This window comes from Variovorax ureilyticus (assembly GCF_050632185.1).
Lineage (GTDB): Bacteria > Pseudomonadota > Gammaproteobacteria > Burkholderiales > Burkholderiaceae_C > Variovorax > Variovorax ureilyticus_A.
Map to the genome: position 1 here is coordinate 504,421 of NZ_CP192579.1, position 19,971 is coordinate 524,391.

The window sequence follows — 19,971 nt, forward strand, 5'->3', positions numbered from 1 at the left end:
GCGACTTATCGAACGCTCTCCGCCGCGCGCAGCGCATCGAGAAACCCGTTGCGCCACCAGTGCACATCCTGCTCGCGGATGCGCGCGAGCAGCTTCTGGTGGCGCTCGCGCCGTTCTTCCAGCGGCATCTGCAGCGCCTGCTGCATGATCTCCGCGGTGCCGTGCGTGTCGTAGGGGTTCACCAGCAGCGCTTCCTTCAGCTGCTCGGCCGCGCCCGCGAAGCGCGAGAGCACGAGCACGCCCGGGTCGGCCGGGTCCTGGGCGGCGATGTATTCCTTGGCGACGAGGTTCATGCCGTCGCGCAGCGGCGTCACCAGACCGACCGCCGCTGCGCGGCACAGGCCCGGCACGCGCTTGCGCGCGACCATGCGGTGGATGTAGCGCACCGGCATCCAGTCGAGCTCGCCGTAGTCGCCGTTGATCGCTCCGCACAGCGACTCGAGTTCGCGGCGGATGTCGGCATAGGCATCGACGGTCTCGCGCGTGGGCGAGGCGATCTGGATCAGCGTCGCGCTGCGGCGGTTCTCGGGGTAGTTGGCCAGCAGCTCGCGGAACGCGCGCACCCGCTGCGGAATGCCCTTGGAGTAGTCGAGCCGGTCGATGCCGAGCAGCAATCGCCGCGTCGAATACTCGCGCTTCATGGTCTCGTACATGTCGCGCGATTCCTTGGCGTGCGTGAGCGCGGCGAATTCGTCGACGTCGATGCCGATCGGGAAGGCGTCGCAGCGCACCGTCTGGCCGAAGGCGCGGTAGCGATGGTCGCCGAGGTCCTCGCCGCGGGCCTCGTGGTGCACGTAGTCCTCGAAATGCCGCACGTCCTGCCGGGACTGGAAGCCGACGAGGTCGTACGCGAACAGTGACCGCATCAGCCACTCGTGCTGCGGCACGGCTGCCAGGATGACCTGCGGCGGCATCGGGATGTGGAGGAAGAAGCCGATGCGCTGCCTGCACCCCATTGCTCGCAGCTCGGCCGCGAGCGGGATCAGGTGGTAGTCGTGCACCCAGATGATGTCGTCGTGCTTCAGCAGCGGCAGCAGCTTGCGCGCGAAGAGCTGGTTGACGCGGCGGTAGCCGGTGATGAAGGCCGCCTCGAAATGCGCGAGGTCGAGACGTCCATGGAAGACCGGCCAGAGCACGTCGTTGCTGTAGCCGAGGTAGTAGCTGTCATGGTCTTCGCGACTCAGGTCGATCGTCGCGAGCGTGACCTTGCCGGCCTGCTGCCGGTGCATCTCGCCTTCGCCGGTGGGGCCTTCCTCGACGATCGTGCCGCTCCAGCCGAACCACAGGCCGCCGCTTTGCTGGAGGCTTTCTCCTAGTGCCACGGCCAGTCCGCCGGCCGCAGGCTTGCGGGGGTCGGCCACGCGATTGGAGATCACCACCAATCGACTCATATGCAAGAGTCCCAAGGCGCAGAGAGTCGAACCGCCGCATTGATGATCCCGACCATCGAATAGGTCTGCGGGAAGTTGCCCCACATCTCGCCGGTGACCGGGTGCGTGTCCTCCGACAGCAGGCCGAGCGGATTGCGCGCGGCGAGCATGGTCTCGAAGATCTGCCGCGCCTGCGCCTTCCGGCCGATCTTCGCGAGCGCATCGATGCGCCAGAAGGTGCAGATGTTGAAGGCGGTCTCGGGCTTGCCGAAGTCGTCGGCCGCTTCGTAACGGCGCATGTAGGGGCCGTCGCAGAGGGTCTTCTCCATCGCGTCGACGGTGGAGATGAAGCGTGGGTCGCGCGCCTCGATGAGTCCGACCTCGACCATGAGAAGGATGCTCGCGTCGAGTTCATGGCCGCCGAAGCTCTCGGCGAAAGCCTGCCGTTCCTCGCACCAGGACTTGGTGAGGATCTCCTCGCGCATCCGCGACGAATGGCCGTGCCAGTAGGCCGCGCGTTCGGGCAGGCCAAGCGCGCGCGCGATCTTCGCGAGCCGGTCGCAGGCGGCCCAGCTCATCAGCGCCGAACTGGTGTGCACGCGCGCGCGCGTGCGCAGTTCCCACATGCCCGCATCGGGCGTGCCGTAGACCCGGATGGCCTGCTCGCCGACCGCCTCGAGGTACGGGAACTCGGCCAGGCCGCCCCGGTTGAGCAGGCGGTGGTCGTGAAAGGCCTGTGCTGCGCCGAGCACGATGTTGCCGTACACGTCGTGCTGGAAGTGCTCCTGCGCCTGGTTGCCCACGCGCACCGGGCCCATGCCGCGATAGCCGAGCAGGCCGTCGACGAAGGATTCGGGCAGCTCGCGCTCCAGCCCGATGCCGTAGAGCGGCTGGATGTGCTCGCCGCGCGAGCCGATCACCACATTGGAGAGCCAGCGCAGGTAGTCCTCCATCGTGCCCACTTCCGAGAGGCTGTTGAGCGCACGCACCACGAAGAAGGCGTCGCGCAGCCAGCAGTAGCGGTAGTCCCAGTTGCGCTGGCTGCCCGGCGCTTCGGGGATGCTGGTGGTCATCGCCGCGACGATCGCGCCGGTGTCTTCGTAGAGCGACAGCTTCAGCGTGATGGCCGCGCGGATCACCGCCTCCTGGTACTCGAAGGGGATTGCGAGCCGCTTGCTCCAGGTGCGCCAGTAGGCGATGGTTTCCTGCTCGAAGTGGCGCGCGGTGTCCGCGATGCCGTCGGTCAGCGTCTCGTCCGCGCCGAGCACGAAGTTGTGTTCGCCCGAGAGCACGAAGGGCTGGCGCGAAAGGATGTGCGACACCGATGCATCGGTGCTCAGGCGCAGCGCGAAGTCCGGCCCCACATAGCGGATGTGGTTGCTGCCGCGCGTGATGGTCGGCGCCGTGGCGCCCCACTGGAAGCGGGGTGCGAGTGTGACGCGAATGCGCGGCGTACCGACGATCGGCTTCACGCGCCGCACGAGCGTGAGCGGCCTGAAATAGCGCGAGCGGCTGCTGAAGCGCGGCGCGAAGTCGGTGATCTCGACGCACTGGCCGGCGGTATCGAAGAGCTGCGTGTGCAGCACCGCGGTGTTCGGCTCGTACCACTGCTTCGACGAGGCGAAGTCCTCGAGCTCGATGGCCCACGCGCTGGCGTCCTCATCCGGATGCAGCAGCGCGTTGAACACCGGGTCGCCGTCGAAGCGCGGAAGGCAGCACCACACCACGCGGCCGCGCGAATCGATGAGTGCGCTGTAGGCGCAGTTGCCGATCACGCCGAGGTTGAGCGACGGCGTGGCCGGCGGGCCGAATCCGGTGCGCGCGGCGGCCTCGGCGCGGCCATCGATGGTTTCGTTGTCTTTTTGAAGGGTTGTCATGTCGGCCTCCTCGGGGTTGTTGTTGCGGGCGCAGCAAGCAGATCGCGCGCCGCCACGAGCCATTCGAAGACCGCGCGCGGCGAATCGAGCCGGTGCAGCGCCAAGCTGGGGCCGGAGCCGACCTTGATGCCGACCCCGCCGCGCGGCTGCACGATCGCGAAGCCGCTTTCGTCGGTGGTGTCGTCGCCTGCGAACACGGGCACGCGGCCCGCGAAAGGCGGCTCCTGCAGGAAGGCATCGATCGCGATGCCCTTGTTGATGCCGGCGGGCTTGACCTCGAAGACGAACTTGCCGTGCATGAGCTCGAGCTGCGGCTGGCCTTCGATCACGCGCTGCATCGCGTCGCGGCACACCGCCTCGAGTTGCGGCGCGAGGCGGTAGTGCAGCGCGATGGCGGCGTGCTTGCGCTCGACCAGCAGGCCTTCGTGCACGCGCGCGAGGTCATTGGCGGCGTCGAGCACGAACAGGAGATCGGGCGGGCGCCGCTCCTGCATCTCGCCATCGGCATCGCGGCGCTGCACGCCGTGCTCGCCGGCGGCCGGGAGCCGCAGGGGCGCGAGAAAGCGGTCGATGACGTCGATCTGCCGGCCCGAGACCACCGCGAGCGCACCGCCGAGCAGGTCGGCGAGGTCACTCAGGAGCGGGATCATGGCGGCCGGCACCTGCACGGCCTCGGGCGTTTCTGCAAGCTCGACCAGCGTGCCGTCGAAGTCGAGGAAGAGCGCCGCGTCGCGGGTGAGTCGGGGGGCTGCTGCATGGAAGAAAAACCATAGCAGACTCGCGCTGCGCAGCGCGTCGGCCAAAGCCGTCAATTCAACTTCGCAAGGAGGGTTGAAGCGCCGCCTCGACGGCGGCCACGCGGGCGCGGGCGATCGCCTCGCCGATCTTCGGGCCCGACGCGCCGGCATCGCGCGCCGCACGCGCGATGGGCTCGGTCACCACCGATTGCGCGGCGCCCAGCGCGGCGAGCAGGCGCTGGCGCGGCGCGTAGGGCTGGTCTTCGAGACCGAGCCGGCCCCGCGCATCGCATTCGCAGGCCTGCAGGATCTCGTCGAAGCGCTGGGGCTTGCGGAAGGCGTCGCAGCGCTCCAGCAGGCGCACCACGGCCGCCGCGTTGAGGTTGCCGCTGCGATGGATGTTGCCGTGTTCGCGCGCCACCACGTCCGCGAGCTCGCGGATATCGACCGGCACGCGCCAGCGGTCGCACACATCGCGCAGCAACTTTGCGCTGCGCTGTTCGTGGCCGTGGTGGCGCGGAAGCACGTCGGCGGGCGTGGTGCCCTTGCCGAGGTCGTGCACCAGGCACGCGAAGCGCACGGGGAGCGATGTCTTCATGTGCGCGGCCATGTCGAGCACCATCATCAGGTGCACGCCGGTGTCGATCTCGGGGTGATGCGCCCCGGGCTGCGGAACGCCCCAGAGCCGATCCACCTCGGGCAGCAGCACCGCGAGCGCGCCGCACTCGCGCAACAGCTCGAACATGCGCGAAGGCCTGGCTTCCATCAGGCCGCGCGCGAGCTCCTGCCAGACGCGCTCGGGCACCAGCGCATCGACCTCGCCGGCTTCGACCATTTCGCGCATGAGCACCAGGGTCTCGGGCGCGACGGTGAAGTCGTCGAAGCGCGCGGCGAAGCGCGCCACGCGCAGGATGCGCACCGGGTCTTCGCGGAAGGCGTCGGTCACGTGGCGCAGGCGCCTCTCGCGCAGATCGCGCTGGCCGTGGAAGGGGTCGACGAGGTCGGCGGGATCGACATCGAGCCGGTCGGAGGTGCCGATCCGGTCCTCGGGCAAGGCGATCGCGTTGATGGTGAGGTCGCGGCGCGCGAGGTCCTGTTCGAGCGTCACGTCGGGCGCTGCATGCACGACGAAGCCGCGATAGCCCGGCGCGCTCTTGCGCTCGGTGCGCGCGAGCGCGTATTCCTCGCGCGTCTCGGGATGCAGGAAGACCGGGAAGTCGCGGCCCACCGGCAGGTAGCCGAGCGCAATCATCTGCTCGGGCGTCGCGCCGACGACGACCCAGTCGTGATCGCTGCCGGGCCGGCCCAGCAGCGCATCGCGGATCGCGCCGCCGACGAGATAAGTTTGCATCGGGCGAGTGTAGGGCGGCGATGCGCCCGGGCGCCCGGGTGGGTCAGCGCGTCAGGCGGTAGGGCTCGTCGATGAGGACGAACTCCTTTTCGGCCAGCGCCTCGTCGATCCATGCCTTCACACCCGGCAGCGCGAGGACGCGGTCGATGTACGCCGAGATCGGCGCGGGCACCGGCAGGCCGAAGGTCCGGATGCGCGTGCAGACCGGCGCGTAGTAGGCATCGGCGATGCTGAACTCGCCGAACAGCATCGGGCCGCCGTGCGCTTCGAGCAGGCCGCCCCAGAGGCGGACGATGCGCTCGAGATCGGCGCGCACGCCGGCCTGGTCGCGCAGGATCAACTGGCCCTGCTGGCGCAGGTCGGCCTCGATGTTCATCGTGCAGTGGCTGCGCAGCGATCCGAATCCGGCGTGCATCTCGGCGCACGCGCTGCGCGCCTGCGCGCGGCGGGCGCGGTCGGCGGGCCAGAGCTTCCTGTCGGGATGGGTTTCGGCGAGGTATTCGCAGATCGCGAGCGTGTCGTAGACGACGATGTCGCCGTCCTTCAGCACGGGCACGGTGCCGGTCGGGTTGAGCGGGAGGATCGTGTGCTTGAACTTCGAATCGGCGCCCATGGAATCGAAGCGGACCATGACTTCCTCGAAGGCGATGCCGGCCTGCTTCATGAGCACCCACGGCCGCATGGACCAGGACGAGTAGTTCTTGTTGCCGATGTAGAGCTGGGTCATCGCGATTCTCCGGTGCGGTGCTGCAAAGCGTTCCATGCTAGCGGCAGGCAAGCCGGCGATTGATGCGGAACAGGGCGGGAATTGATGCTCAGCGGGCGGTCCGGTCGCCGTCGCCGGGGCATGGCCGAAGCCGCTCTCTACGCCTGACCCGATTCAAGTCACGCGCGAGTTCTGTGGAGCCCGCTCAGTGCACCTTGTGCTTGAGAGCCTTGCGCAACGAACGGATGGACGCGTCAACCGGCTCGGTGCAGCGGACCAGTTCGGCGTTTATCAACGCGACCAGCGCACGCAGATCGCTTGGCTCGAAGCTGAACTCCTCGTAATGCATCGCCCGATGGACTGGTGAGAGCAGGCCTTCGAGACAGGCGACAGCACGAAGCGCTTGCTTGAGATTGCAGAAATCGTCGTCAAGCTGCAAGGCGGATGACGATGCCTTTTGCAGCGACGGCGCGGATGCGCGATTGGACTTAGCCATGGATGGGCTCCCTGCGGGTTCAGTTTTGCCAACCACCGCACCCAACGCCAATTGGGGGCGGCGGCTCGAACGGGTTGGCGTACCGGGAACCCGCTTGCGCGAACCGGCGAGCCTCGCGGCTCCCCGTTCAAGCCGCCAAAATGGAGGCACGAACGACGAAGCCGCAGAACCTCTGCGGGTTGCTGCGGCTTGCGTCGCAGCGGGTTACTTGGGACGCCAATCCCGATCACGCCCTTGTTGGCGTGATCGGATGGAGTATATCCAGGGGTTGCTGCGGCAGTCATCGCGTACGGGCGGCTGCGATTCGCCCTTACCCCGCGAGGCACGACGCGCACAAGCCTTGGTGGCGCTCCATGCCGCCCAGGCCGACCCGGTTTGATGTCGGGGGGACTTCAGTCAAGGCCGGTGTACATACGAAAGACGGCTTGAGCGACGCCCGCTTCGTCTGTTTCCGGCCCGACTGTTCTGATTGCATGGACTAGCAATTTTTGATAGCCTGAACCTCATGCCATCCAGCTACGTCCTAGGAAACCACTTCGAGGGCTTCGTGCGTCAGCAGATTGACTCTGGGCGCTATCAAAGCGCGAGTGAAGTCATTCGCGACGGCCTGCGCTTGCTCGAAGAGCGAACGGCCTACCAGCAGGCGAAATTGGAGGCCCTGCGCGCCGACATTCAGGCTGGCATCGAAAGTGGTCCAGGTCGGCCGCTCGCCGAGGTCGATGGGAAGTTGAGGTCTCGCTATCGTGAGTGGGCTGCCACCGGCAAGCCACCAAGTGCATAGTGAATTTTCGCCCCTGGCCGAGGCGGATCTGATCGAGATCGGCGACTACATCGCTCAGGACAATCCCCGTCGAGCCGAGAGTTTCATTGGAGAACTGATCGATCAGGTAGGGAAGATCGCGCGGATGCCCAGCGCCTATCTGGCGCGTGAAGACCTGGCCTCCGGATTGCGCATGTGCACGCACGCGCGATACATCCTCTTCTTCCGGGTGCTCGGCGATGTCGTGAGGGTTGAGCGTGTGCTGCATGGCCGGCGCGACATCGATCCTGACGATTTTTCGGTCTGACGATGTCCTCGAGGCCGGCGACACACAGCGCACGGCGCCGCCCCGGATTACGGCTGGCCATTCAGGCAGCGGAATGGCCAGCCGAAACGGTGGTCATCTGAATCAGCGGACTAATGCCCTTGAATGCCAGAGGGATCCGAGCGGGTCGTGGGCGCCAGCGTTGCCGGCAGCGGCGGCGCGCTGCCGTGCCAGCGTCGTACGGCGCGCTGGAAGAACATGCTGTTGGGAATCTTCAGCGTCGTGCCTTGCTGCGCGTCGCCGGTCTCTTCCAGTGTGGTGAAGACGAGGTTGATGTCCAGCACGCGGCCCTTGAGGCCGGGCTTCTCGCCGTTTTCGAGCACTTCGACCGTGTCGCCCGGCCAGAACATGCGCGTGGTGAAGATCAGGAGCGCGCAGAACATGTTCGACAGCACGCTCCAGGCGGCAAAGAATGCCACCGCGCCGACGGTGGCGAAGCCGGTGAAGGCGGTCCAGAGTACCTCGCCCGAGGCGCCCAGCCGCTCCAGTGACCACAGGACGGCGCCCCCGTAGATCAGGAAGCCGGCCGTGCGGCGGGTGACCGTGGCCACGTTGGAGGGCAGCGTGTAGCTCCTGGCCACGCGCTCGACCAGCCGCCGGACGATGCGGTACAGCAGCCAGGCACCCAGCATGATGAGCGCCACCTCCGCCGTCGGGACGATGATCTCGAGCCATTCGATCGTCCAGTTCGGCAACTGGGCGCGCAGGCTCTGCAGGGGCCGGTTCAGGGCAGATCCTTGTTCGTTTCGGGCTCGGCCGCGTCGCGCGGGCCGACGCGGCCGAGCTTGTCCTTGATCGATTGCGGTCGCCCGGTGATCAGGGCCGCGTAGTTGGTGGTGTTCGCGAGCACCTTCTTCACGTAGTCGCGCGTCTCGTTGAAGGGCACGTTCTCGGCCCAGATGGCCGCTTCCATGATCGGCCCGTTGCGCCAGTTGCGCGGGCGGCCGGGGCCCGCGTTGTATGCGGCGGCGGCGAGCGGCATGGAGCCGTCGAAGTCGTCGAGCGCGAGCTTGAGGTAGTTGGTGCCGATGGTGATGTTGGTTTCGCGGTCGGTGATCTGGCCCGGCGTGAAATCCGAAAGGCCGATCTTCTTGGCGGTCCAGCGCGCGGTGGCCGGCATGACCTGCATCAGGCCCGAGGCGCCGACGCCCGAGCGCGCGTCCATGACGAAACGGCTTTCCTGGCGGATCAGGCCGTAGACGTAGGCGGGGTCGAGGCCGATCTCCTGGCTCTTGCGCACCACCATGTCGCGGAAGGGCATCGGGAAGCGCTGGTCCACGTCGATCGTGCCCTTGGTGCGCTCGCTGGTGTTGATGCAGCGGTCCCACACCTCGCGCTGGCAGGCGAGGTCGGCGGCGGCGAGCAGCTCGCGGTCGCCCATGCCGCCGCGGTCGTGCAGGTTGGTGGCGTAGTTCCACTCGCGCGTGCCTTCGGGACGCAGGCCGATCGAGATCGCATAGAGCGCGCGATTGAGCGCCGGGTTGTTGCGCGCGGCCTTCTTCTCATCGGCCGTGAGCGGCGCGGGGCGCGCAGGCACGGCGGCGCGCTGGCCGAGTTCCTCGAGCGCCAGGAGCTCGTAGAAGCCGCGCGTGCCGGCGATGCTTTCGTACAGCGCGCGGGCCTGTGCGCGGCGCTCGTCGCCGCCGCGGTCGGCCAGCGCGCGGGCCTTCCAGTAGATCCAGGTCGGGTCCTGCCGCTGGGTGTCGCTCATCGCGTCGATCGCGGCCTGCACGATCTTCCAGTCGCCGGTGCGCAGCGCGGCGCGCGCCTTCCACGCGAGCATCTCGTCGGAGAGGTCGCTGTTCTTCGTGACGTTGGCGAAATAGCTGTTCGCCGCCGGCGAGAGCTTGGTCGCCGCCTGCCGCCCGATGGTGCCCCAGAGCCAGTTGCGTTCCTCGGCGGAGAGCATCGGCCCCCATTTGCTGTCGAGCTGCGAGGCGGCCGTTTCGGGATCGGCGATCGCCAGCTTGATCAGCGCGAGCACCACGATCTCCCGGCGCGACTTGGCGGCGACCACCGCGCGGCTTGCCAGGAACTTCCCGACATTGGCGTTCATTTCGTCGAACAGCGGGATCGCCTCGGGCGCCACGATGATCACGGCAGCGCGCGCCGCCTGCGGGCGGTTCGCCTCGATGGAGAGGCGTGCCTTCTTCCATGCGTCGTTGGGCGACATCTGGCGCGCGCCGATCATGCGATCGGCGGCGGTGAGGCAGCCGTCGTCGAGATCGCGCTGGCCGAACCAGTTGCGGCGCACCTCGTCTGCCTGGCCCTGCGTCGCGGTGCCGGACTGCAGCGTCTCGATCAGCACCGCGTAGCAGCGGACCTGCGCATCGTCGTTCATGCGGAAGGCGGGATGCAGGCTGGTGAAGCCGTTCCAGTCGCGGCGCTGGCCGGCCAGGAGCAGCCAGTCGTTGCGCAGGCGGTCTTCCTGGTAGGTGCCGGCGTATTGCGCGAGAAAGGCCTGGACGTCGTCCTGGCTCGCGTCCGGCAGCCGCGCCTTGAGTTCCCAATAGGCGGCCCAGGGTTCGAGCACATGGCCGCGCGCCTGCGGCAGCAGCGCGGAAAGGCGTGCCTTGTCGCCGCGCTGCGCCGCCTGCTTCATCTGCAGGAGAACGTCGTCGTTGGTGTTTTGCGCACTGGCGGACTGGGTCGCACAGGCCGCGGCGAGGAAAGAAAAGACCAGGGTGGAAAGGGCTGCGCGGGGCCGGCGGCGCACCGATGCCAAAATGCTCGCGAATTGCATCGGGGGATTATGGACAAGTCAAACGGTGCCGACACCTCGGCAACTGCCAACTTTCTCAAAACTCAGTTGCGTAATGCACTGGTGGAACAGCGTCTTGCGATGCCGGACCGGCTCGCGCGCGCCGACCTGCTCCAGCGTGTGATGCGCATCTGGCTCGTCGGACGGCCGGACACGGTGATCGGCGCGTACTGGCCGATCAAGGGCGAGTTCGATCCGCTCCCGGCGCTGCACCGCTGGAAAGAGGACGGCGAGCTGCAGGGCGAGCCGCAGCGGCGCCGCATCGGCCTGCCGGTGGTCGACCGGGTGCACAAGACGCTGACTTTTCATGCGTGGTATCCGGGCTGCCCGATGGAGAACGACGCCTACGACATCCCGAAGCCGAAGGACACCGAGCTGATCGTGCCAACGCTGCTCTTCGTGCCGTGCCTCGGCTACAGCGCGGGCGGGTATCGCCTGGGGTACGGGGGCGGCTTTTATGACCGGACGCTGGCGGCGTTGGAGCCGAAGCCGTTCACGGTGGGGCTCGGATTCACGAATGGATTCCTCGAGGAGTTCGAGCCTGAGGCCCATGACGTGCCGCTGGACGCCATCCTGAACGACAACGGCGTCGTCTGGCCTGTAGGTTAGCTCGCCCCCAGCCTCGCCCACTTCGTGTGGCTCTGACACCCCCTGCCGGGGGGCAACACCATCGGCCCGGCGGAGCCGGTTCCGCGGTGTTTCGCGAACGGGCCACGCTGCGCGGGCCTCAGGTCAATCCAGTTGGTCCAAGGTGTCGGGGTCGGGCACTTCGCCGATCGTCTCCCGCGTGATCGCGGCCTGGCCCTGGAGCCATTCGCAGAAGGCCTGGATCTCGGGCCTCGACGCGCTGCGCGGGCCGATGATGAGCCAGTAGGCCATGGGTGAATCCATGCGGTGGTGCGGCAGCACCTCCACCAGATCGCCGTTGGCGAGGCTTTCGGCGATCAGCGAGCTGCGGGCCAGCACCACGCCCTGGCCCGTCAGCGCGGCCTGCACCATCTGGTAGGCGTAGTTGAAATAGAGCCAGCGCCGCGGCTGCGCCCGCGCCATGTGGTTGACCTCGAACCACCGGCGCCAGGTCAGCCATTCGAGGTGCGTGCGGTGCGCATCGCCTGCCTCGATCAGGGTGAAGCGGGCGATGTCCGCCGGGCTCTTGATCGGCGGGTTGGTCTTGATCAGCCAGGGGCTCGCCACCGGCGTGATCGTCTCCCCGAAGAGGCGCACCGAGCCCGCAGGCATGTTCTCGCCCGGGCCGTAGCGCAGCGCGAGGTCGACGTCGGCGACTTCCATGTCGAGCGCAAGGTCACTCGCGTCGATGCGGATGTCGATCTCCGGGTTGTCGCGTTGAAACGCCTCCAGCCGAGGAATCAGCCACATCGAGGCGAAGGACGCGAAGGTGGTGAGCGAGACGCTCTTGCGGCCCGCGTTCTGCCGGATCTGCCGCACCGCGCCGTCGATGCGCGGCAGCGACTGCTGCACCGCCAGCAGCAACTGCGCCCCGGCGCTGGTGAGCTCCACTGCCCGCGTGTGGCGCAGGAACAGGCCCACGCCCACCTCGTCTTCCAGCGACTGGATCTGCCGGCTGACGGCGGACTGGGTCAGCGCCATTTCCTCGGCGGCGGCGCGGAAGTTCAGGTGACGGGCGACGGCTTCGAAGGCGCGGAGATGGCCGGCGGAGATCGGCCGGGAACGCAGATGGGTCTGGGAATGCAGCATCGGGGTGGTTTCGGCGGGACGTTGATTGATGCGGAATCGGAATCAGTAGGCTAGCGCGTTTTCATTGGACTGCCAACGGTGGCGAGCCGATCATTCATTCCCGAAGCGCGCCATTCGCGTGCTCACTACCCAGGAGATCATCATGTCCGTCGCCGCCACGACCCACACGCTTCCGTCCGTTGCATCGGCCCGTTCGGCCGCCGTGCCGCCGGCCGTGCGTCGCGGTGCATGGCAGCTCGAGGCCGGACACGCGATGAGCCTGAAAGCCTCCAGTGCGAGCGTGCTGCGCATCCGGCAGGGCCGGGTGTGGGTCACCTGTGATGCCACCGCCCACCGGGGCAGCGAAGACCTGGTGCTCGCACCCGGCGAATCGTTGATCGTGGCGGCGGGCCAACGCATCGTGATGGAGCCGTGGGACAGCCGCGGCGCCACCTACAGCTGGGACGCCGTCCAGCCGACCGCCCGCGCGGCTTGAGCGCGTCCGGCCATCGGCCGGAGATATCGAAGCCGTAGCGCAGCGCGATGAAGCATCGCGCTGCGCCAGCGTGCGCTCACCTTCATAGATGGCCCGCGCAGGCCCGCGCGGCCCTCCCCCTCATGGAACGAACGTTGCGTGCAGCGCACGCATGGACGGCGCGCGCGCTTCAGTTTCAGTCAACACTGCCTTCGGCAGATACTGCAAGAGGCATAGCACCGTGGCGTTTCGCACAGTTGGCCAAATGGTAGTAGTTAAGATTTAATTTTGATGTGTATCATCGTGCAACTAATGTCTCTGAGGCTCGTCTCGCATGGACTCCTCGGTGCTCTCAGGCTCGGAGGGTCTTTCGTCAATGTCGAATGCAGGTGAACCTCACCTTGTCATCAGGCCGCAGCGTCGTGCGGCCTTCTTCCCCTGGCGGGATGTGCTGGAGTACCGCGACCTCCTGCGCATCCTCGCGCTGCGCGACGTGCGGCTGCGTTACAGGCAGACGGCGGTCGGCGTGCTCTGGGTGGTGCTGCAGCCGCTCATCGGCGCGGGGCTGTTCGCCTTCGTTTTCGGTGCGGTGGCCAAGCTGCCGACCGGCGACGCGCGTGTTCCGTACTTCGTCTTCGGTTTTGCCGGCCTGCTGATCTGGAACACCTTCATCCAGATCTTCCAGAAGGCCGGTGATTCGCTGGTCGGCAATTCGGGGCTGGTCAGCAAGATCTACTTCCCGCGCATCGTGCTGCCGCTGTCGACGGTGCGCGGCGTGCTGCTGGACTTCGCCGTCGGCGCGGCCGTCATGGCGGTGCTGCTCGCGATCTACCGCATTCCGCCGACTTTCGCGCTGCTCTTCCTGCCGGTCTCGATGCTCATGGCGATCCTGCTGGCGCTCGGGCTCGGTTTCTGGACCGCGGCGCTCAACGTGAGCTATCGCGACGTGCGCTACGTCATTCCGGTGTTCAGCCAGTTCCTGCTGTGGGCGAGTCCGGTGGCCTACGCCGCATCGAGTATTCCTCAGGCGGCGCAGTGGGTCGCCGCGATCAACCCGATGGTGGGCATCCTCGAATCCTTCCGGTGGGCCGTGCTCGGCACGCCGATGATGAACTGGGGCTCGGTCGTCTGGAGCGCGGTGGCCTCCGTGGTGCTGTTCCTGGTGGGCGCGTTGATGTTCCAACGCGCGGAGCGGAGATTTGCCGATGTCATCTGATCTGGCCCTTTCCGTCCGCGGACTCAGCAAGGAATACCGCATCGCGCACATGGCCCAGCACAGCCGGGTCACCGAGGCCGCCTTCGCGGCGCTCAAGAGCGTCTTCAGCCGTCAGGAGTACGAAACCTTCAAGGCGCTCGACGACGTGTCGTTCGACGTGAAGAAGGGGGACGTGGTCGGCGTCGTCGGCCGCAACGGCGCGGGCAAAAGCACGCTCCTGAAGGTGCTGAGCCGCATCACCGAGCCCACGGCGGGCGAAGTTCGCCTGTATGGCAAGGTCGGTTCGCTGCTGGAGGTGGGGACAGGCTTCCATCCCGAGCTCACCGGGCGCGAGAACATCTACCTGAACGGCTCGATCCTCGGCATGCGCGAGCGCGACATCGACCGGCAGTTCGACGCCATCGTCGATTTCGCCGAGGTCGAGCGCTTTCTCGACACGCCGGTCAAGCGCTATTCGAGCGGCATGTACGTGCGCCTCGCGTTCGCGGTGGCCGCGCACCTGAATCCCGAGATCCTGATCGTCGACGAGGTGCTCGCGGTCGGCGACACGCAGTTCCAGCAGAAGTGCCTGGGCAAGATGAAGGACGTCAGCAGCCAGGAAGGCAAGACGGTGCTCTTCGTGAGCCACAACATCGCCGCGGTGAAGGCGCTGTGCAACAAGGGCCTGCTGCTCGCGAACGGCAAGCTGCTGCGCCAGGGCTCGGTCGACGAGGTGCTGGCCGAATACGCGACACGTGCGCCGGTCGCGGTGCAGGCGCAGCGCGGCAAGTCGTCCAAGCTGCAACTGGTGGACCTGCAGATCAACGGCGCGCAGACGGCCGTTGGCGACATCGATTTCCTGAAGCCGCTGGAGATCGAGATCGAGCTCGACGCGCAGGAGCCGACGTCGCTGTGCATCCCGTTCTTCCGCTGGCACGATGCCAACGGCGTCATCCTCTCCGAAGTCTGGGGGCCGGAGGAATCGGTGGATTTCCAGCGCTACGACGGGCGCTTCTCATTCCGGCTCGCGCTGGAGCGCATGAGCCTGATGCCGGGCCGCTACTTCATCGATTTCTATCTGCACGACGTGGCGGGCAAGGAAGTGTTTTCCGCGCCGGAGTGCGTGCAACTCGAAGTGCATCCCGTTGCCCTGCCCGGTGCACCGCGCGCCTATGAAGGCCGCCACGGCGTGCTGAGGCTCGCCAGCCGCCTGTCTGCCCACAGCATCGTTTCGCAACAGGCGTGAGCCATGGGGCCCTCGACGCTGGAAGCCCTCACGGCCTCGTACAACTCCGCCGCGACGCTGTCGGAAACCCTCGCCTCGGCCTGGGAGGACAACCGCGTTCCGGTGCTGCTGGTGGACGATGGCTCCAGCGATGGCTCGGCCGACTACGCCGAGCGCTGTGAGGGCGTGCGCGTCATCCGCCAGCGCAATGCCGGCCCCTCGGTGGCGCGCAACCGCGCGATCCTCGAGAGCCGGGCGGATTTCGTGCTGTTCCTCGACAGCGACGATCTGTTGCTGCCGGGCTACCGCGCGGCGTTCGAGGCGGCGCTGGCCGCGAATCCGGACGCCGATGTGTTCGTCTGCGGCATGCAGGTGGTCGACGACGAAGGCCGTCCGGTCGACCGCCATGCCGCACCCAGCCTGCAGCCCACGGCCTTCCTGAGCATCCTCGGCGGCGAATCGGTGCCGACCAACGGGATCATCGTGCGGCGCGAGGTCTTCGCGAAGAGCGGCCTGTTCCGGCCCGGGCTTCATCACGCGGAAGACCTCGACCTCTGGCTGCGCATCGCGGCGGCGACCGACAGGTGGGTCCGCATGGACCATTCGCTCGCGGTGTACCGCCTGCGCGGCGGCTCGCTGAGCAAGAACGGGCAGGCCATGTGGCGGGGGATCCGGCAGGTGGTCGGCATGGCGTCGCGCCTGCCGGTGGGCTCGCCGAAGTCGCGCCGCGTCACCGCGCGCCATGCGTTGCAGGGCGGCGCGCGCTACGTCTACAACATGGCCTTCGCGCCGATGCTGCGACAGCGCGCGCGTTCGTCTATCGGCGAGGCGCTGCGCGAAGTGGCGCGGCTGCCGGTGCGCTTCTGGCCGCTGGTGCTGCGCGACGGTTTTTCCAGCCTGTGGCGGCGGCAAGGCTCGCATTGATGCCGGAGTTCAGCGTCATCATCCCCTGCTACAAGCAGGCGCATCTGCTGCCGAAGGCGATCGAGTCGGCGCTGGCGCAGGCGCGTGACGTGGATCTCGAGGTGGTCGTGGTGGACGACGGCTCGCCCGACAACGCCTCCGAAGTCGCGAGCCGCTATGACGGCGTGATCGTGATCCGCCAGCCCAATGCGGGCCTGTGCGCGGCGCGCAATCGCGGCATCCTGCGCTCGAGCGGCCGGTATCTGCTCTTCCTCGACTCGGACGACTACCTGCGCCCCGGCATGCTCGCCGCGGCGGCGCGCGCCTTCGCCCAGTCCCCGGACCTCGACGTGGTGCACGGCTATGCCGACGTGGTGGACGAAGGCGGGGAAACGGTCATCGGCGAGTTCGGCGGGCGTGACCTCGCCGGCGACGCCCTGCACACCCTGCTGCGAGGCAACATCGGTCCCCCGAACACCTTCGTCGTGCGCCGTGAGATGCTCTCGCAGGTCGGCCTCTTCGATGTCGGCCTGCGCTCCTGCGAGGACTGGGACCTTTGGCTGCGGATCGCCGCGCTCGGCGGCAAGTTCGGACTCGCGCGCGACATGCGCAGCGTCTACCGCATCGTGCCGGGCAGCATGAGCAAGAACGTGGAAGTGATGTGGCGCACCGGGCGCACGGTCATCGACCGCAATGCGCGCGCCCATGCGGACTGCCGTGCGTGCCGAAAGGCGCAGCGTGCCGGCATCGCCGGCTTCTCGCTGTCGATGCGGCCGCTGCTGCGGGACCTGATCCGTTCGCCCGGCGGCAAGTCGCGCGCGGCCGGTATCCTGCTTCGCAATCCCGGCCTGCTGGGCTGGCAACTACGACGGGTTCTTCGGATCGACAGATGAATAGCGAGATCAGTAGCGACAGCGCAATTGAAAGCAAGGCGGAGCCTCCGCTCAAGGTCCTCGTCATCGGCTGCGGCGCGGTGGTGGAGGAATACCAGGGCCCGGCGGCGCGCGAGGCAGAGCGGCAGGGGTGGCTCCAGGTCGTCGGCCTGGTGGACCGCAGCGAAGAGCGGCTCACGCGTTGCCGGCACCTCTTCCCCTCGGCCAAGTGCTACACCGACCTCGAGCGTGCATGCGAAGCCGACATCGCGCTGATCGCCACGCCGGCGCGCAGCCATGCGGACCTCGCGGTGTCGCTGCTCGGACGCGGCTACAACCTGCTCGTCGAGAAGCCGATCTGCGCCACCGCCACCGAGGCGCGCACCATGCGCAGCGAGGCGGATCGCCTCGGGCGCATGCTTGCGGTCGGTCACTTCCGGCGCTTCTTCCCGGCCATCGAGACCATCCGCACCTTGATCGCCTCCGGCGTGTTCGGGGCGGTGCGTCGCATCGTGGCCGACGAGGGCGGCATGTTCCGCTGGCCGGCCGCGTCGGCGGGCTTCTTCACGCGGCAGGAAGGCGGCGGCGGCGTCACGCTGGACATCGGCATCCACATGCTCGAAATACTGGTGTCGTGGCTCGGCATTCCCGAGGTCGTGGACTATGCGGACGACGCGATGGGCGGCGTGGAGATCAACAGTGCGGCGAAGTTGCGCTGGCCGAGCGGGACCGAGGCCGACATCCGCCTGAGCTGGGACGTGGAGCTGGCCAACCGCTATCGCGTCGAGTTCGAGCGCGCGACCGTCACCTGGCGCACCGGGCAGGCCACCGACCTCGTGATCGAGATCGACGGCGTGCCCGTCCCGCAACTGGCCACGAGCCGCACGCAGTACGGCAGCACCGCCGACTATTCGACCCCGGCCCACGGCTACCTCGGCGCCTTCACCGCGCAGTGGAAGGACGTGGTGGACGCGGTCCGCGAGAACCGCAAGCCCCGCGTCAGCGGCGGCACGGCGATGGCGGCGCTGTCGCTCGTCGAAACCATGTACGCCCGCAAGCGACTGATGGACATGCCCTATTTCGATCCTGAAGAGTTCGCCCGCGCCCGCCAGCTCGTGGAGGCCGCGTGACCATGCAAGTCGCAGTGCTCGGAGGTTCCGGATTCGTCGGCACCCGCCTGATGGAGAAGTGGGTGCTCGGCGGCACGCACGATGTGCGCGCGATCGTGCGCAGCCCCTACAGCCTCGCCCGCATGGCGCGCTTCGCGCTGCCGTCGTGGAAGCAGGCCGACATCTTCGACGCCGCCTCGCTGGCCGAAGCCATTCGCGGCTGCGATGCGATGGTGCATGCCATCGTCGGCGATGCCGCGCAGATCGTGGCCGCCGCGCAGGCCGCGCTGGAGGCGTGCAAGACCGCGGGCGTACGCCGCCTTGTGTATCTCAGCAGCGCCTCGGTGCACGGGCAGAACCCGCCGGCCGGCACCAACGACGCGACGCCTCTCAAGGACGACCAGCCCAACGACTACAACAACGCCAAGGTGCGCGCCGAGCGTGTGCTGCGCGAGGCCTCGGGCGTGGAGGTTTGCATCCTGAGGCCGGGCATCGTCTACGGGCCGCGCTGCCAGTGGTTCGGCGGACTGCCGCGCGCGCTGCATTCGAAGCAGGCCTTCCTGGTCGAGGGTGGACACGGGCTGTGCAACCACATCTACGTCGACAACCTGATCCATGCGATCGAGCTGGGCCTCACGCATGCGCGTGCGACCGAGGGCGCCTTCTACGTCGCGGACAGCACCTGCATGACCTGGCGCGAGTTCTATCAGCCGCTGGTGCAGGCGCTGGGCTTCGACATGTCGGACTTCCGCGAGGTGCCCGCGGCGGGCCTTCCTGCGCGCTCGCTGCGCGACCGCGTGGCGTGGGCCAAGCAGGTGCCGGCGTCGCGGATGATCCTTCCGATGTTCAGCCGGCGGCTGAAGGATGCGGTCAAGGCCGGTCTGGAGCGCTATACGGCGCCGCCGAGCGCGAGCGGCTTCGTGCTGCCGCAGCCGCCTTCGCCTTCGGCGGACTACGAAATCAGCCAGTTGCACACCTGCGCGACGCGACTGCCGATGGATCGTGCGGTCGAGGTGCTTGGCTACGCGCCACCGCTCGGTGCCGCGGGAAGGGCTGGACCGCAGCGCGCGGTGGCTTGCGGGCCTGTGGGTCACCGAACCCCCGGCGAAGAAGTGAAGCAGCGGGTCCGGCCGCTTCAGGCCGAGCGGTAGATGCGGCCGATCGCGGTGGCGATCTTCAATTCGAGCCGCCGCCGCGCGAGATCGCCCTCGTCCCACACCTTGATCGGCGCATTCGCGAACTGGTAGTACGCCTTGGCCGCGGGCCGCGGCGGTTGCCCGCGCAGCGCCTGCTGGATGTGCTTGCCGTGCCACGGCTTGACCGAGCCGATCGCATGCGAGAGATAGTAGCCGCCTGGCGCGAAATCCATCGCTTCGGGGCCGGCGGTGTTCAGCGGGGCTTCGTAAACGGTCAATGCGAAATTGAGCGCGTCCTGGTCCGTCGAATGGAACAGGTCGGCGCCGCCGCCGATCTTGAGCTTTTCCGCGCCCGCGTTGCGGGCGAGCACGAGATCGCACAGGTGCCGCCACAGGTCGAGGAAGTCCATGTGCGCGCGTGGAGTCGCGATGAAGCCGGCGTTGTAGTAGCGCTCGAGCGCGCGCTTCGGCACCACCCCATGCGGCTGGAAGAAGCGGTTCCAGAGCAGTCGCTTCGGGTGCCGGGCCGGGAAGCACCAGTTGACGTCCTCGATCAGCGAGATCCCATCGTCGGTGAACCAGCCGCAGAACGACGGCCAGTCGCACTTCATCACGATGTCGGGGTCGATGTAGGCCATCACTGCCGCGTCCGGCGCATGCTTCTCGAGCAGGTCGCGCACGAAGGTGGGTTTGTAGTAGGTGAAGTGCACCGGCGTGTCGAGCCGCATCATGCGCAACTGCAGCCCGGGGGCGACCTCGAAGCGGCCGGAGCTCGCGTCGTACGCGGGTGCACCGGTGATCCACGCCGGCAACTCGCCGCGATAGCCGACCCACAGATCACCCTGATAGCCCGCTGCGATGAGCGAATTGGTGAGCGCGGCGACACCGTAGTGGTAGTTCTTTTCGAAGAGCGTGCAGAGGCTGATGTTCATTCTGAATTCGGTCGATCGGCGCGAGGCGGATGCACTCAAGTGTAAA

The 19,971-nt window shown here is 67.6% G+C and carries 20 protein-coding genes; 10 read left to right on the forward strand and 10 right to left on the reverse strand.

Annotation, left to right across the window (positions count from 1 at the left end; translation table 11 throughout):
• Nucleotides 1-5: 5 nt before the first annotated feature.
• From otsA to ACQ858_RS02380, 6 genes are all read right to left on the reverse strand, one after another.
• Entirely contained in the window at nt 6-1,391 is a 1,386-nt protein-coding gene (gene otsA, locus ACQ858_RS02355) for an alpha,alpha-trehalose-phosphate synthase (UDP-forming) (RefSeq protein ID WP_431275243.1), read from the reverse strand.
• Nucleotides 1,388-3,247 (reverse strand): glycoside hydrolase family 15 protein, encoded by a 1,860-nt coding sequence (locus ACQ858_RS02360; RefSeq protein WP_431275244.1) that lies wholly within the window; start codon nt 3,245-3,247, stop codon nt 1,388-1,390. Before ACQ858_RS02360 ends, otsA begins: the two co-directional genes overlap by 4 nt.
• Nucleotides 3,244-4,059 (reverse strand): trehalose-phosphatase, encoded by an 816-nt coding sequence (otsB, locus tag ACQ858_RS02365; RefSeq protein WP_431275245.1) that lies wholly within the window; start codon nt 4,057-4,059, stop codon nt 3,244-3,246. Before otsB ends, ACQ858_RS02360 begins: the two co-directional genes overlap by 4 nt.
• A gap of 1 nt (nt 4,060) precedes the next feature.
• Complete coding sequence (locus tag ACQ858_RS02370; RefSeq protein WP_431275246.1) at nt 4,061-5,335, reverse strand: multifunctional CCA addition/repair protein; 1,275 nt, start codon at nt 5,333-5,335, stop codon at nt 4,061-4,063.
• 43 nt (nt 5,336-5,378) lie between these two features.
• Complete coding sequence (locus ACQ858_RS02375) at nt 5,379-6,062, reverse strand: glutathione S-transferase N-terminal domain-containing protein (protein ID WP_431275247.1); 684 nt, start codon at nt 6,060-6,062, stop codon at nt 5,379-5,381.
• 184 nt (nt 6,063-6,246) lie between these two features.
• Complete coding sequence (locus tag ACQ858_RS02380; RefSeq protein ID WP_431275248.1) at nt 6,247-6,537, reverse strand: hypothetical protein; 291 nt, start codon at nt 6,535-6,537, stop codon at nt 6,247-6,249.
• A gap of 505 nt (nt 6,538-7,042) precedes the next feature.
• On the opposite strand from ACQ858_RS02380, the gene ACQ858_RS02385 reads away from it, so the two are divergent.
• Together ACQ858_RS02385 and ACQ858_RS02390 are read left to right on the forward strand one after the other, a co-directional pair.
• Entirely contained in the window at nt 7,043-7,318 is a 276-nt protein-coding gene (locus tag ACQ858_RS02385; RefSeq protein WP_431275249.1) for a type II toxin-antitoxin system ParD family antitoxin, read from the forward strand.
• The gene (locus tag ACQ858_RS02390) at nt 7,281-7,604 is read left to right on the forward strand and encodes a type II toxin-antitoxin system RelE/ParE family toxin (protein ID WP_431275250.1); all 324 of its coding nucleotides are present in this window, start codon (nt 7,281-7,283) and stop codon (nt 7,602-7,604) included. Before ACQ858_RS02385 ends, ACQ858_RS02390 begins: the two co-directional genes overlap by 38 nt.
• Nucleotides 7,605-7,714: 110 nt before the next feature.
• On the opposite strand, the gene ACQ858_RS02395 is transcribed toward ACQ858_RS02390, so the two are convergent.
• Both ACQ858_RS02395 and ACQ858_RS02400 read right to left on the reverse strand, forming a co-directional pair.
• Nucleotides 7,715-8,317 (reverse strand): mechanosensitive ion channel family protein, encoded by a 603-nt coding sequence (locus ACQ858_RS02395; protein ID WP_431275251.1) that lies wholly within the window; start codon nt 8,315-8,317, stop codon nt 7,715-7,717.
• A gap of 29 nt (nt 8,318-8,346) precedes the next feature.
• Nucleotides 8,347-10,365 carry a transglycosylase SLT domain-containing protein gene (locus ACQ858_RS02400; protein WP_431275252.1) on the reverse strand — a complete coding sequence of 673 codons (2,019 nt, stop codon included), beginning with the start codon at nt 10,363-10,365 and terminating at the stop codon, nt 8,347-8,349.
• Between the two features lie 9 nt (nt 10,366-10,374).
• On the opposite strand from ACQ858_RS02400, the gene ACQ858_RS02405 reads away from it, so the two are divergent.
• A complete protein-coding gene (locus ACQ858_RS02405) occupies nt 10,375-10,992 on the forward strand; it encodes a 5-formyltetrahydrofolate cyclo-ligase (protein WP_431275253.1) in 618 nt (205 codons plus the stop codon).
• A 123-nt stretch (nt 10,993-11,115) separates the two neighbouring features.
• On the opposite strand, the gene ACQ858_RS02410 is transcribed toward ACQ858_RS02405, so the two are convergent.
• Nucleotides 11,116-12,099: a LysR substrate-binding domain-containing protein gene (locus tag ACQ858_RS02410; protein WP_431275254.1), complete on the reverse strand. Its 984-nt coding sequence runs from the start codon at nt 12,097-12,099 to the stop codon at nt 11,116-11,118.
• A gap of 142 nt (nt 12,100-12,241) precedes the next feature.
• Here ACQ858_RS02410 and ACQ858_RS02415 point away from each other — a divergent pair, with 142 nt between their 5' ends.
• The 7 genes from ACQ858_RS02415 to ACQ858_RS02445 all read left to right on the forward strand — a co-directional run bounded on the left by ACQ858_RS02415 (nt 12,242) and on the right by ACQ858_RS02445 (nt 19,008).
• A complete protein-coding gene (locus ACQ858_RS02415) occupies nt 12,242-12,574 on the forward strand; it encodes a DUF2917 domain-containing protein (RefSeq protein ID WP_431275255.1) in 333 nt (110 codons plus the stop codon).
• Between the two features lie 355 nt (nt 12,575-12,929).
• Nucleotides 12,930-13,769 carry an ABC transporter permease gene (locus ACQ858_RS02420; protein WP_431275256.1) on the forward strand — a complete coding sequence of 280 codons (840 nt, stop codon included), beginning with the start codon at nt 12,930-12,932 and terminating at the stop codon, nt 13,767-13,769.
• On the forward strand, nt 13,759-14,994 hold the full coding sequence (locus tag ACQ858_RS02425) for an ABC transporter ATP-binding protein (protein WP_431275257.1): 1,236 nt from the start codon (nt 13,759-13,761) through the stop codon (nt 14,992-14,994). The genes ACQ858_RS02420 and ACQ858_RS02425 overlap by 11 nt, the downstream gene beginning before the upstream one ends.
• Before the next feature lie 3 nt (nt 14,995-14,997).
• A complete protein-coding gene (locus tag ACQ858_RS02430) occupies nt 14,998-15,897 on the forward strand; it encodes a glycosyltransferase (RefSeq protein WP_431275258.1) in 900 nt (299 codons plus the stop codon).
• Entirely contained in the window at nt 15,897-16,769 is an 873-nt protein-coding gene (locus ACQ858_RS02435; RefSeq protein ID WP_431275259.1) for a glycosyltransferase, read from the forward strand. Before ACQ858_RS02430 ends, ACQ858_RS02435 begins: the two co-directional genes overlap by 1 nt.
• Nucleotides 16,766-17,878, forward strand: a complete 1,113-nt coding sequence (locus ACQ858_RS02440; protein ID WP_431275260.1) for a Gfo/Idh/MocA family protein — start codon at nt 16,766-16,768, stop codon at nt 17,876-17,878. Before ACQ858_RS02435 ends, ACQ858_RS02440 begins: the two co-directional genes overlap by 4 nt.
• Before the next feature lie 2 nt (nt 17,879-17,880).
• Nucleotides 17,881-19,008: an NAD-dependent epimerase/dehydratase family protein gene (locus ACQ858_RS02445; protein ID WP_431276768.1), complete on the forward strand. Its 1,128-nt coding sequence runs from the start codon at nt 17,881-17,883 to the stop codon at nt 19,006-19,008.
• Here ACQ858_RS02445 and ACQ858_RS02450 read toward each other — a convergent pair.
• Nucleotides 18,993-19,925: a hypothetical protein gene (locus tag ACQ858_RS02450; RefSeq protein WP_431275261.1), complete on the reverse strand. Its 933-nt coding sequence runs from the start codon at nt 19,923-19,925 to the stop codon at nt 18,993-18,995. The genes ACQ858_RS02445 and ACQ858_RS02450 overlap by 16 nt on opposite strands.
• Nucleotides 19,926-19,971: the final 46 nt, after the last annotated feature.